Genomic DNA, 12,125 nt, shown 5'->3' with positions numbered 1-12,125 from the left:
CTCCCACGCAGCGGTACGTGATTGCGTCAGCCGCCAATGATCGGTAGGTCTGATTCGTCAGGTCCAGGGCAGTCCGACGTAGTTCTCGGCGAGGCTCGTCGCCGCCGCGGGTGAGCCGACCAGATACTCCAACTGCGAGAGCTGCAGGTTCTGCTCGAACGCGTCGTGCTCGGGGAAACGGTGCAGCATAGAGGTCATCCACCAGGAGAACTGCTGCACCCGCCACACCCGGCGGAGGCAGGTGGCCGAGTACGCGTCGAGCGACGCCTCGCTCCCGGTCCGGTAGTGATCGGTGAGCGCGTCGGCAAGTACGTGCACGTCGTGGACCGCGAGGTTGAGGCCCTTGGCGCCGGTGGGCGGCACGATGTGGGCGGCGTCCCCGGCGAGGAACAGCCGACCGAATCGCATCGGCTCGCAGACGAAACTGCGCATCGGGGTGATGCCCTTCTCCAGGACTGGCCCTTCATTGAGCGACCACCCGCCGTGTGCCAGCCTGGTACCGAGTTCATCCCAGATACGGTGATCCGGCCAATTGGCGAGGTCTTCGTCGGGGTCGACCTGAAGGTAGAGGCGACTGATTGTCGGTGAGCGGAGGCTGTGCAGCGCGAATCCCCGCTCGTGGTAGGCGTAGATCAATTCGTCGGAGGAGGGCGCGACCTCGGCGAGAATGCCGAGCCAGGCGAACGGGTAGTCACGCTCCAGGAGTTGACGGCTCGAGGCGGGCAGCACGCTGCGGGATACGCCGTGAGAGCCGTCGCAGCCGGCGACGAAGTCGCAGGCCAGCTCGGTCTGCCGACCCTCGACGGTGAAGCGGAGTCGCGGTGCCGCCGTCCCGACGTCGACGACCGCCACGTCGTCCACCTCGAAGAAGACCTGGCCTCCGGTGGCCAGCCGCGCCTCGGTCAGATCCCGGACGACGTGCTGCTGGCCGTAGATGGTGATGGCCCGACCTCCGGTCAGGTCGCTCATCGGGATCCGGTGCGTCCCCCCGTCGAACAGCAGCTCGATGCCACGGTGCACCAGCCCCTCCCGGTCCAGCCGATCGGCGAGGCCGATCTCCCGGAGCAGGTCGACGGTGCCCTGCTCCAGGACACCTGCGCGGACCCGCTTCTCCACGTGGTCGCGACTACGGCGTTCGACGACGACCGAGTCGATGCCGTTGAGGTACAGCAGGTGGGACAGGAGCAGCCCGGCGGGGCCCGCGCCCACGATCGCGACCTGGGTACGCACGTCCACTCCTCGTCTCGGCACTTCAGTCACCCGCGTTCGGCTGCTCCGCGGCGGCTTCCTCCCGCAGCACCCCGGCGGCGACGGCGAAAGCGGCGTTGGCAGCGGGCACCCCGCAGTAGATCGCGCACTGTAGGAGCACTTCGCTGATCTCGGCCGGAGTGAGACCGTTGCGGAGCGCCGCCCGGACGTGCATCGCCAGCTCCGCCAGGTGCCCCTGCGCCACCAGCGCGGTGAGCGTGATGCAACTGCGGGTCCGGTGGTCCAACCCCGGCCGGGTCCAGATCTCGCCCCAGGCGTACCGCGTGATCAGGTCCTGGAAGTCGGCGGTGAACGCGTCGGTGTCGGTGACCGCCCGGTCCACGTGTGCGTCACCGAGGACCGCCCGCCGCACGGCCATCCCCCGCGTGTGCTGCTCGCTCATCGTTCCCCCAGACAGTGTTCGCGCAGGAGTGCGGTCACCGCCGTCGGCCGTTGCACGTTGGCGAGGTGCGCCGCCCGCCCCAGGATCTCCAGTCGGGCGTCGGCCACCGCCGCACTGACGACCCTGGCGTGCTCTGGTGGCGTCGCCGGGTCGTCCGCCCCGGCGATCACCAGCGTCGGCGCGGTGATCGCCGGCAGGACCGGGCGCAGATCCATGGCCGCGATCGCCTCGCAACAGCCCGCATAGCCCTCCCCCGGCGTGGACGTCAGATCCGCGACGAGCGGCGCGATCACGTCGGCGCGGCGACTGCGGACGAAGTCGGCGGTGAACCAGCGGTCCACCAGCGTCTCGGCCAGGCTCCCCGGGCCGTGCGCGCGGACGTGGGCGGCACGGGCGAGCCACACCTCGGGCGGTGGCAGGTACGCGGCGGTGCAGAGCAGCGCCAGCCGGTCCACCCGCTCGGGTCGATGAGCGGCCAGCCACATCCCCACCATGCCGCCGAGGGACAGGCCGCCGTAGTGGACCCGGTCGAGCCCGAGGTGGTCGAGGAGGTCGACCAGGTCGTGGCCGAGGTCGGCGATGTCGTACGGGCCCGCCGGGACCGGTGAGAGGCCGTGGCCCCGGTGGTCGTACACGACGACCCGCATCCAGCGGGACAGCACGGTCACCTGCGGTCGCCACACGGCGCGGGTCGTGCCGAGCGAGCCGCCAAGCACGAGCACCGGGGAGTCCGGCGGCCCGGTGACCTCATGGGCGAGCAGCACGGTGCTCCTCGAGTACGCGGTCGACGAGCAGATCTGCCGCCTCCGGCAGGACCGGCCGCCCAGCGGTGGTGATCATGCGCTCCGCGTCCACCCTCAGCGAGCCCAGCGCGGCACGGGCGTGCCCGGCAGCGGCGGCGGTCAGCCGCAGCAGCGTGGTGAGTGTCGGCCACTCGGCCTGCCAACGGCCGGCCGATCGCTGCAACTCGACAGGTTGACTGGCCAGGACCGTGGCGACCAGGCCGGGTATCTGGTGGGTGCAGGCGAGGACCAGGGCGGACCGGGCCGGGTTCCGCTTGTGCGGCATGGCTGACGAGACGCCGGCTGCCCCCTCGGCCACCTCGGCGACCTCGTCCTGGGACAGCAGGACGATCGCCGTCGCGATGGTCGCGAGCGCGCCGCCGACGGCGCCGAGTGCGGCGCCCAGCTCCGCGAGAGGACCCCGGCGGGTGTGCCACGGCAGGGTTGGCACCGGCAGCCCGAGGAGTTCCCCCAGCGCCTCGGCCAGCCGCGGTCCCGCCGCACCGAGTGTGTCGTGGACGCCGACCGGTCCGCCGTACTGCAGGGGCAGTCGTCCGCGCGCGCGGACGAGCCCGGCGACCGCCTCGTCCACCCCGGCCAGCCATCCCGCGCAGACCACACCGAAGCTTGTCGGTACCGCCTGCCGCAGGAGCGTACGCCCGATCTGGGCGGTGCCCCGGTGCCGGTCGGCGAGGTCGGCCAACAGGTCACCGACCGCCCACAGGTCGCCGAGGATCAGATCCGCGCAGCGCCTGGCGATGAGCACCAGGGCGGTGTCCATGACGTCCTGGCTGGTCGCGCCGAGATGGACGAAGCGGGCCGACGCCTGGGGCACCCGCGCCCGCAGATCCAGCAGCAACGGCACGACGGGGGTGGCCGAGGCGACGGCGCGGGCACCCAGCTCCGCGGCGTCGAACAGCTCCGGTACGCAGGCGGACCCGATGCTCGCAGCGTCATCTGCCGGAATGAGCCCGACGGTCGCCCCAGCCCGGGCCAGCGCCGCCTCCACCCGCAGCATCTCCCGCAACCACGCGTCGGCGTCGGTGGCCGAGAGGACCGCCGGGGTGCAGAACATCGCGTCAAACATCGAAGAAGACGGTCTCGGAGGCGCCGCGCAGCCGGATGTCGAACAGGTATCCGTCGGACGTGGCGGCGGCGACAAGCGTCCCCCGCCGATCCGGGTCGGGCAGGGTGGTGAGCACCGGGTCGGTGGAGTTTGCCGCTTCGTCGGGGAAGTACAGCCGGGTGACGAGGCGGTCGAGCAGCCCTCGGCCGAAGATGGAGACGTTGATGTGTGGGGCCTCGGTCGCGCCGTCCGGGGTCGGCAGCGGTCCGGGCTTGACGGTGCGGATCCGGTAGAGCCCGTCCGGGTCGGTCGGGCAGCGGCCGAAGCCTCGGAAACCACCGACCGGGCCGCGTGGGTCGTCGGGGTGGGCGAACCGGCCGTCCGGGTCGGCCTGCCAGGTCTCGATCAGCGCGTCGGTGACCGGCTCACCGTTGCCGTCGGTGACCCTGCCGCTGATCAGGATCGCGCCCGGTGTGTTCGGTGGCACCACGTCGGGCCCGTCCGGCCAGGGCAGCCCGATGTGCAGGAAGGGACCCACGGTCTGGGAGGGGGTCAGCTCACTCCTCATGCGGCTCCTCCATCGGTGTCGCCGCGCTGCCGCGCAACACGATGTCGAACTCGTACCCCAGGGCCCAGTGCGGGACGGTGGCGTCGAGGTCGAAGCGTGCGACCAACCGTTTGCGGGCCCTCTCGTCCGGGATCGAGTTGAGCATGGGGTCGTACGGGAAGAGCGGGTCGTCGGCGAAGTACATCTGGGTGACCAGCCGCTGGGTGAATGCCCGGCCGAAGAGCGAGAAGTGGATGTGCGCCGGCCGCCAGGCGTTGTCGTGGTTGCCCCAGGGATAGGCGCCCGGACGGATCGTCACGAACCGGTACCTGCCCGCCTCGTCGGTGAGCACGCGACCGACGCCGGTGAAGTGGGGATCAAGCGGCGCCGGCCAGGTGTCCCTGGCGTGTCGGTAGCGGCCGGCGGCGTTGGCCTGCCAGATCTCGACGAGCGTGTGCGGGATCGGTCGGCCGTCGCCGTCGAGGACACGGCCGTGCACGATGATCCGTTGGCCCTGCGGCTCGCCGCCCGGCGCGGCGGTCAGGTCGGCGTCGGTGTCGCTCACCCGGCCCGCACCGAGCAACGGGCCGGTCACCTCCGTCAGGTTCTGGGGCAGGAGCACCAACTGTCGGCTCGGCGCGCGGAGCACCGTGCTGCGGTACGCCGGGCTGTAGAGGGGTGGGTGCAACCCCTCGGTTCGCTGGTACGAGGGCAGCCGCAGGCGCATGAACCCTCCTAGCGGGAATCAGGTTCCTCGTGCCTCATGCGCACGATCGTTCTCAGAGGGAACGTACGGGTCCCCACTGGTTCAGTCAACGATGCACGTCGACGTCCGGACGGGCAGCGAGGTCAACGGCAAGGTGGGACCACAAGGGACGTTTGACGGGTATCAGCCCCGTCCGTACTGTCGCCGTAGCGCACAGATGTTCACCTGGCGCACAGAGGAGTTTCGATGGGGGAAGTCGCAAGCCTGCGTGCTGCCATCGCCGCCCTGGTGCACGACGGCGACACGGTGGCATTGGAAGGGTTCACCCATCTCATCCCGGTCGCGGCCGGTCAGGAGATCATTCGCCAGCGGCGTCGGAACCTCACCCTGGTCCGGATGACGCCGGACATCGTCTACGACCAGATGATCGGCGCCGGGTGCGCCCGGAAACTGGTGTTCTCGTGGGCGGGAAACCCTGGAGTCGGTTCACTGCCGCGGTTTCGCGACGCCGTGCAGAACGCCTGGCCCGTGCCGCTGGAGATCGAGGAGCACAGCCACGCCGGCATGGCGAACCGGTACGTCGCCGGTGCCTCGGGGCTCCCCTTCGCGGTGCTGCGGGGTTACGCCGGCACCGATCTGGCCGGGCTGACCGACACCGTCAAGCCGATCACGTGCCCCTTCACCGGAGAGACACTGACCGCGGTGCCGGCGTTGAACCCGGACGTCGGCATCGTGCACGCCCAGCGCGCGGACCGCGCGGGCAACGTCCAGTTCTGGGGCATCACCGGTGTGCACAAGGAGGTCGTCCTCGCCGCCAAGCGCTCCCTCGTCACCGTCGAGAAGATCGTGGACCGGTTGCGGGAGCGCCCGGGGGCGGTGGTCCTGCCGCACTGGACGGTGACGATGGTGGCCGAGGTTCCGGGCGGCGCGCACCCGTCGTACGCACACGGCCACAGCGACCGGGACAACGACTTCTACGTGACGTGGGATTCGATCAGCCGCAGTCGTACGGCGTTCCAGCGGTGGTTGGACGAGGCCGTGTTCGCGACGACCGGAGGCGTCGCACCGTGACCGTCGATGGAAGCGGTCAGGCCGCGGCGACCTGGACCGACGAGGAGATGATGATCGTCGCGGCGGCGCGAGCGCTGCGCGACGGCACGCGGTGCTTCGTCGGGATCGGCCGACCGAGCGTCGCGGCCAACCTGGCACGCGGCACCCACGCACCCAACCTGGTCCTCGTGTACGAGTCCGGCACCATCGGCGCCAAACCCACGCGCCTTCCGCTGTCGATCGGGGACGGCATCCTCGCGGAGACGGCCGACGCGGTGGTCTCCGTTCCGGAGCTGTTCAACTACTGGCTCCAACCCGGGCGGATCGACGTCGGCTTCCTCGGTGCCGCGCAGATCGACCGCTACGGCAACATCAACACCACGGTCATCGGCGCGGACTATCGCAACCCGACCGTACGACTGCCTGGGGCCGGTGGCGCGCCCGAGATCGCCGCGTCGTGCCGCGAGGTGTTCGTGATCGCCCGGCACGACCCGCGCACCTTCGTGGACCGCGTCGACTTCGTCACCTCGGTGGGGTACGGCCGCGGTCCAGGCGACCGGGAAGCGCTCAACCTCAGGGGTCGCGGTCCGGTCCAAGTGATCACCAACCTCGGCGTCCTGGAGCCCGACCCGACCACCTGCGAGCTGACCCTGACCCAGGTCCATGAGGGCGTGGACGTCGACCAGGTGTGTGCCGCAACCGGTTGGCCGCTGCGGGTGGCCACCGCACCCACGACCAGCACGGCACCCACGCCCACCGAACTGACGGCGCTGCGGACACTGCGGGCCACCATCGGCTCGGGCGCCCCTTAGCACCAGGTCGTCGGCGTGCGCCGCCCGGCGGGAGAGGTCTCGGGCGTGACTAGGCTGATCCAGCGGTAAGATACCATGGAGGACCACCGATGGCCGACCCGGCACGCGAGACACACTTCGTGCAGTCCCTGGAACGTGGGCTGGCGGTCATCCGCGTCTTCGACGCCGCGCACCCCGAACTGACCCTCAGCGAGGTGGCCCGCGCCTGCGACATCACCCGCGCCGCGGCCCGGCGTTTCCTGCTGACGCTCGTCGACCTGGGCTACGTGCAGAGCGACGGCCGGATGTTCCGGTTGGGCCCGCGCATCCTGGAGTTGGGCTACGCGTACCTCTCCAGCATCGGGCTGCCGGACATCGCCCAACCGCACCTGAAGCGGCTGGTCCACGAGGTGCACGAATCGTCCTCGGTCTGCGTGCTCGACGGAGACGACATCGTGTACGTCGCCCGCGTACCCACCAGCCGGATCATGACCGTGTCGATAACCGTCGGCACCCGCTTCCCGGCCTACCTGACCTCGGTCGGCCGGGTCCTCCTGGCCCACCTGCCCGAGCAGGAGGTCGAGCTCTACCTGAAACGGGTGCCGCTCACGCGGCCGACCGCGCGCACCGTCGCGTCCACCTCGATGCTCCGGACCGAGCTGCACCGGATCCGCGACCAGGGCTACGCGATCGTCGACCAGGAGCTGGAGGAGGGGTTGCGGTCGGTCGCGGCCCCCATCCGGGACGGCAACGGCGGGGTCGTCGCCGCGGTCAACATCCCGGTCCACGCGAGCCGGAACTCCATCGACTCCATCCGGCGCGACCTGGTGCCGGCACTGGTGGCCGCGGCCTCCCGCATCGAGGCGGACCTTCGCCTCATGCCCGGTCCGGCGACGCGGGCCCGCGCCTGACCCGTCGCGCCCGACGCACCCGCGCCGCCCCTGGCCGCCGAGCGACAGCGGGTGGCCCGGGTCAGGAGCGGGCCGGGTCGCGTTCGTCGGGTCACTCCTGCGGGGCGATCAACCGGTCATCGCTGGTGTCGCGGACCGTGATCGCCTCCACCGGGCACGAGTCGGCGGCGTCGAGGACGACCTCAGCCGGGGCGACGACCTCGACCAGCGGCGCGGAACGGCCGTCGACAAGGCGGAAGTGCTCGGGCGCGGTACCGGCGCAGATGCTCGTACCGATGCAACGGCGCGAGTCCACCCCGATCCGCCACGCGTCAGTCACCAGATCACCGGCATGGCCAGCAGGCCCCGCACCAACATGCCCCGCTTCCATTTCAGCTCGCCTTCCGGCACGGCCAGCCGCAGCCCGGGTAGGCGAGTCACCAGGGTGGAGACGGCGACCTGCAACTCCATGCGGGCCAACTGCGCGCCGACGCAGTGGTGCACGCCGTGCCCGAAGCCGAGGTGTGGGTTCTGCCCACGGTCGAGATCCAGCCGGTCCGGGTCCGCGAAGACGGTCCCGTCCCGGTTCGCCGACGACAGGGAGCCGAGAACCGGCTCTCCTGCCCGGACCAGCACTCCGCCGACCTCGACGTCCTCCTTGGCGTACCTGGCGAACGAGGAGCCGACGCCGAGCGGCACGTACCGCAACAGCTCCTCGACCGCGGCCGGCACCAGCGACGGGTCGGCCCGCAGCCGAGCGAGCTGGTCCGGATGCTGCAGCAGGACGTAGACGAAATTGGGGATCTGGGTCACCGTGGTCTCGTGGCCGGCCGCGAGCAACCCCCCGGCCAGCTCCACCAGCTCGGTCTCGCTGAGCCGATCCTGGTTCTCGTCGCGGGCCCGCACCAGCGCGCCGAGCAGGTCGTCGATGCCCGGCTCCCGGCGGCGCTCCGCGACCAGAGCACCGATGTAGCCCCAGAGATTGTTCAGGTACTCCTGGATCGTCTCCAGGGGCAGCGACGTGGTCGAGACGATCGCCTCGGACCAGAGGTGGAAGCGGTCGCGGTCGGCGTACGGGACCCCGAGCAGCTCGCAGATCACCTGGATCGGCAACGGCGTGGCGACGTGCTCCACCAGGTCGGCCGGAGGACCGAGTCGGATCATGTCGTCGACAAGCGTTTCGGCGATCTCCTGGGCACGTGGGCGCAACGCCTCCACCCGACGTGCCGTGAACGCCTTCGCCACCAGTCGGCGCAGCCGGGTGTGATCGGGCGGGTCCATCGTCAGCATGCCGCTGTACTGCTGGCGCGGGGTGAGCCTGGGCTCGTCGCGCTGGACGGCCGGGGCGCGGCCGAACCGCACGTCGCCGAGGACCGTGCGGACGTCCTCGTACCGGGTGGCGAGCCACGCCTCCTCGCCGTAGGGCAGTTTCACCCGGGTCATCGGCTCGTTCTCGCGCAACTCGCCGTAGGTCGGATCGACGACGAGGCGGTCGGGCACACTGAACGGGTACGGTCGCGCGGGTGGAACGGCTCGGCTCTCGGTGGTCTGGGCGCTCTCCGTCATCCGGATTCCCTTCGTCGAGACGGCGTGGCCTTCGGGCCGGCACCACGCGCGCAGCGGCGCCGAATTGCCAGCGTTCACGGCTTTCGGGCACCGATATTTGACGCTGGGCGATGTCTCGATGTCGGATCGTAGCGGCAGATGTCGATGATCGCCATGGCGGAACCGCCGACGGCCGGCGCCCGTGGGAAGGGCCGGTCCGCCCTTCCCACGGGTTACCGCAGCACCGTCAGCTGATGCCGCCGCCCAGGTCCTGCCACGTCCAGTGCCCGTCGACCAGATAGTCCTGCCACAGCGCTCCGTCCGCGCCGCGAGCGAAGACGCGGGGCACGTTTCCGTGCATCACCGCGCCCGGCGCGCTGGTGATCGCGCCGCCGAGGTCCTGCCAGGCCCACTGACCGCCGGTGTAGTAGTTCTGCCACAACGAGCCGTCGTCACCCCGCGCGAAGACCCGCAGCATCGAGCCGTCGAGCACCGCCGAGGGAGCGCTGCTGATGCCGCCGCCGAGGTCCTGCCACGTCCAGTGCCCGTCGACCAGATAGTTCTGCCAGAGCGACCCGTCGTTGCCCCGGGCGAAGAGTCGCACCACATTGCCGTGCATCAGCGCCGTGGGCGCGCTGCTGATGCCGCCGCCGAGGTCCTGCCACGTCCAGTGCCCGTCGACCAGATAGTTCTGCCAGAGCGCACCGTCGTTGCCCCGGGCGAACACCCGCAGCATGTCTCCCTGGACGACAGCGGCCGGCGCACTGGTGATGGTGCCGCCCAGGTCCTGCGTCTTCCACTCGGAGCCGGTCCAGTAGTACTGCCACAGCGCACCGTCCGTGCCCCGGGCGAAGACCCGCAGCAGGCCGTCGTAGTACACCGCGGCGGGTGCGCCGACGATCGCCCCACCGATCCGCTGCCACGTCCACGTGCCGTCGGCCCAGTAGTTCTGCCACAGCGCACCGTCGTTGCCGCGGGCGAAGGCACGAAGCACCGAGCCGTGCATCACCGCGCTGACGCCGCGCTGGAGCGACGCGTTCTGGGACTCCGGGCAGTTGTTGCTGGTCCGGATCACCTCGTCCGACGTGTCGTCACTGGTGATGCCGGACGGGACGCCATCGAACCAGGACTCCACCTTCTGACCGTCACGGCGCTGCTCGTGGTGCATGTGCGGACCCGAGGACCGGCCCGTGCTACCGACCCGACCGAGCAACTGGCCCTGCACCACGCGCTGGCCGGTGCTGACCACCGGCCGCGCGACCATGTGCAGGTACATGGTCTGCCAGCCGCTGCCATGGTTGATCTTCACGTAGTTGCCCGCGCCGTCGTCCCACCCGGCGAACTCGACGGTGCCGCCGTAGGACGCGAGGATGTCCTGACCCGCGGTCGTACCGCCGACCCGGATCATGTCGATGTCGTAGTCGTCGTGGCCCGGATAGGTACTCAGCTGCCACCGTTGTCCACACTGGAACGGGAGCTGGAACAGCGGACGCGGTCCCGCCGCCTGAGCAGGTGGTGCCACCACCGCCAGGCCCCCCAGAGCGCAGGTGATCGCGGCAAGAACGGCCAGCAGTGGCCTCTTCGCCATGGTTTCCCCCTCGAATCGGGCGGCCGGTCTGACCGCCGCCCGGAACCATCCGGGTCCGCGCTGTAGTCCCGCTGCACCTCGACTGCAGCAGGACTACAGCGTCGCCACGCAGCCTCTTGCCAGGCATTGACCGATCTTGAAGGGGAAGCCTGATGAGACAATTCCGGGCGGGGTGGCTCAGCCTCCTCGCCGTTACGGCGGTGACCGCCACGGTGCTGGTGGCACCGGCCGCGACCGCATCCGTGGTGCCCAACTGCACGGCCGCGGCACCGACCGCGGCCGACTCCGCGTTCGCGGCACGAATGAACCAGGTCCTGACCGAGCAGCTCAGAGGTGCCTTCACCGCGACCCGGGCCGCGTGCACCCGGGTGATCGTCAACGTCGTCCGCCAACGCAACCTGCCGCAACGGGCCGCCGAGATCGCGATCACCACGGCGATCGTCGAGAGCGGGATCACCAACCTGGACCACGGCGACCGTGACAGCCTGGGTCTCTTCCAGCAGCGACCGAGCCAGGGCTGGGGAACGCCGGCGCAGCTACAGGACCCGGTGTACGCCACGAACGCGTTCCTCGACGCGGTGCTGCGGAAGTACCCGAACAACTCCTGGACGACCGGGGCGATCGGCCCGATCTGCCAGGCGATCCAGAATTCCGGGTTCCCGGCACGCTACGGCGAGGAGGCGCCCGACGGGGTACGGATCGCCGCCGCCATGTGGGGTTTCCCGGAGGTGGGAGTCGGCGCGGTGGTGTACGACAACCTGCTACGCGTCTTCGCCCGGGGCACGGACGGCGCGCTGTGGCAGTACTACTGGACCGGCACCGAGTGGAAGACCCAGGACCTCGGCGGTGGCTTCGTCGGAACACCTGCCGCCGTGGTGCACGGCAACACGCTCCGGGTCTTCGTCCGCGGCAACGACGGCGCGCTCTGGCAGAACTACCTGGTCGACGGCCACTGGACCTGGCAACGGATCGGTGGTGGCATCACCAGCGGGCCCAGCGCCGTCGTGCACGGCTCGATGCTGCGGGTCTTCGCCCGCGCCAACGACGGGGCGCTGTGGCAGGCGTACTGGGCCAACGGTGAATGGAACTGGCAGGACCTCGGCGGGGCGATCAGCAGCGCACCCGGCGCGGTGGTGCACGGTTCGGTGGTGCGGGTCTTCGCCCGGGGCACCGACGGGGCGCTGTGGCAGAACTACCTGGTCGACGGCCACTGGACCTGGCAGGACCTGGGCGGCACGATCACCAGTTCACCGTCGGCGGTGCTGCACGGGTCGGTACTGCGGGTGTTCGCCCGGGCCAACGACGGTGCGCTCTGGCAGAACTACTACACCGGCGGTGAGTGGACCTGGCAGGACCTCGGCGGCGGGATCAGCAGTGCCCCGTCCGGGGTGATGCACGGTGACGTGCTGCGGGCCTTCGCGCGGGGCAACGACGGAGCGCTGTGGCAGAACTACTGGACCGGCGGTGCCTGGACCTGGCAGCGCATTGGCGGATCGATTACCTGATGAT

At 70.5% G+C, this 12,125-nt stretch carries 13 protein-coding genes; 4 read left to right on the top strand and 9 right to left on the bottom strand.

The window, feature by feature from the left end; translation table 11 throughout:
* Positions 1-57: 57 nt before the first annotated feature.
* Genes pobA through pcaH form a run of 6 tightly spaced genes read right to left on the bottom strand, consistent with a single transcriptional unit; the run spans position 58 to position 4,773 of the window.
* Complete coding sequence (pobA, locus tag AB0C15_RS02145) at positions 58-1,230, bottom strand: 4-hydroxybenzoate 3-monooxygenase (protein WP_357347754.1); 1,173 nt, start codon at positions 1,228-1,230, stop codon at positions 58-60.
* Between the two features lie 22 nt (positions 1,231-1,252).
* Entirely contained in the window at positions 1,253-1,651 is a 399-nt protein-coding gene (gene pcaC / locus AB0C15_RS02140) for a 4-carboxymuconolactone decarboxylase (protein WP_357347752.1), read from the bottom strand.
* The gene (pcaD, locus tag AB0C15_RS02135) at positions 1,648-2,415 is read right to left on the bottom strand and encodes a 3-oxoadipate enol-lactonase (RefSeq protein ID WP_357347750.1); all 768 of its coding nucleotides are present in this window, start codon (positions 2,413-2,415) and stop codon (positions 1,648-1,650) included. The genes pcaC and pcaD overlap by 4 nt, the downstream gene beginning before the upstream one ends.
* Positions 2,399-3,520 carry a lyase family protein gene (locus AB0C15_RS02130; protein ID WP_357347748.1) on the bottom strand — a complete coding sequence of 374 codons (1,122 nt, stop codon included), beginning with the start codon at positions 3,518-3,520 and terminating at the stop codon, positions 2,399-2,401. The genes pcaD and AB0C15_RS02130 overlap by 17 nt, the downstream gene beginning before the upstream one ends.
* Positions 3,513-4,067 carry a protocatechuate 3,4-dioxygenase subunit alpha gene (gene pcaG, locus AB0C15_RS02125; protein ID WP_357347746.1) on the bottom strand — a complete coding sequence of 185 codons (555 nt, stop codon included), beginning with the start codon at positions 4,065-4,067 and terminating at the stop codon, positions 3,513-3,515. Before pcaG ends, AB0C15_RS02130 begins: the two co-directional genes overlap by 8 nt.
* Complete coding sequence (pcaH, locus tag AB0C15_RS02120) at positions 4,057-4,773, bottom strand: protocatechuate 3,4-dioxygenase subunit beta (RefSeq protein WP_357347743.1); 717 nt, start codon at positions 4,771-4,773, stop codon at positions 4,057-4,059. Before pcaH ends, pcaG begins: the two co-directional genes overlap by 11 nt.
* A 225-nt stretch (positions 4,774-4,998) precedes the next feature.
* Here pcaH and AB0C15_RS02115 point away from each other — a divergent pair, with 225 nt between their 5' ends.
* The 3 genes from AB0C15_RS02115 (at position 4,999) to AB0C15_RS02105 (ending at position 7,504) form a co-directional block, all read left to right on the top strand.
* Entirely contained in the window at positions 4,999-5,823 is an 825-nt protein-coding gene (locus AB0C15_RS02115) for a CoA-transferase (protein ID WP_357347741.1), read from the top strand.
* Positions 5,824-5,870: 47 nt separating this feature from the next.
* Entirely contained in the window at positions 5,871-6,614 is a 744-nt protein-coding gene (locus tag AB0C15_RS02110) for a CoA-transferase (RefSeq protein WP_357347898.1), read from the top strand.
* An 89-nt stretch (positions 6,615-6,703) separates the two neighbouring features.
* Positions 6,704-7,504, top strand: coding sequence for an IclR family transcriptional regulator C-terminal domain-containing protein (locus AB0C15_RS02105; protein ID WP_357347739.1), 801 nt, complete (start codon positions 6,704-6,706; stop codon positions 7,502-7,504).
* A gap of 91 nt (positions 7,505-7,595) precedes the next feature.
* Here AB0C15_RS02105 and AB0C15_RS02100 read toward each other — a convergent pair whose 3' ends face one another.
* The 3 genes from AB0C15_RS02100 to AB0C15_RS02090 all read right to left on the bottom strand — a co-directional run bounded on the left by AB0C15_RS02100 (position 7,596) and on the right by AB0C15_RS02090 (position 10,616).
* Complete coding sequence (locus AB0C15_RS02100) at positions 7,596-7,823, bottom strand: ferredoxin (RefSeq protein ID WP_357347737.1); 228 nt, start codon at positions 7,821-7,823, stop codon at positions 7,596-7,598.
* The gene (locus AB0C15_RS02095; protein ID WP_357347735.1) at positions 7,820-9,049 is read right to left on the bottom strand and encodes a cytochrome P450; all 1,230 of its coding nucleotides are present in this window, start codon (positions 9,047-9,049) and stop codon (positions 7,820-7,822) included. The genes AB0C15_RS02100 and AB0C15_RS02095 overlap by 4 nt, the downstream gene beginning before the upstream one ends.
* Positions 9,050-9,275: 226 nt before the next feature.
* On the bottom strand, positions 9,276-10,616 hold the full coding sequence (locus AB0C15_RS02090; RefSeq protein ID WP_357347733.1) for a peptidoglycan DD-metalloendopeptidase family protein: 1,341 nt from the start codon (positions 10,614-10,616) through the stop codon (positions 9,276-9,278).
* Positions 10,617-10,768: 152 nt separating this feature from the next.
* On the opposite strand from AB0C15_RS02090, the gene AB0C15_RS02085 reads away from it, so the two are divergent.
* Entirely contained in the window at positions 10,769-12,121 is a 1,353-nt protein-coding gene (locus AB0C15_RS02085) for a hypothetical protein (RefSeq protein WP_357347731.1), read from the top strand.
* Positions 12,122-12,125 lie beyond the last annotated feature (4 nt).

The sequence above is a fragment of the Micromonospora sp. NPDC048835 genome (assembly GCF_040649995.1).
Taxonomy (GTDB): Bacteria; Actinomycetota; Actinomycetes; order Mycobacteriales; family Micromonosporaceae; genus Micromonospora.
This window is presented reverse-complemented; position numbering and strand designations above follow the sequence as displayed.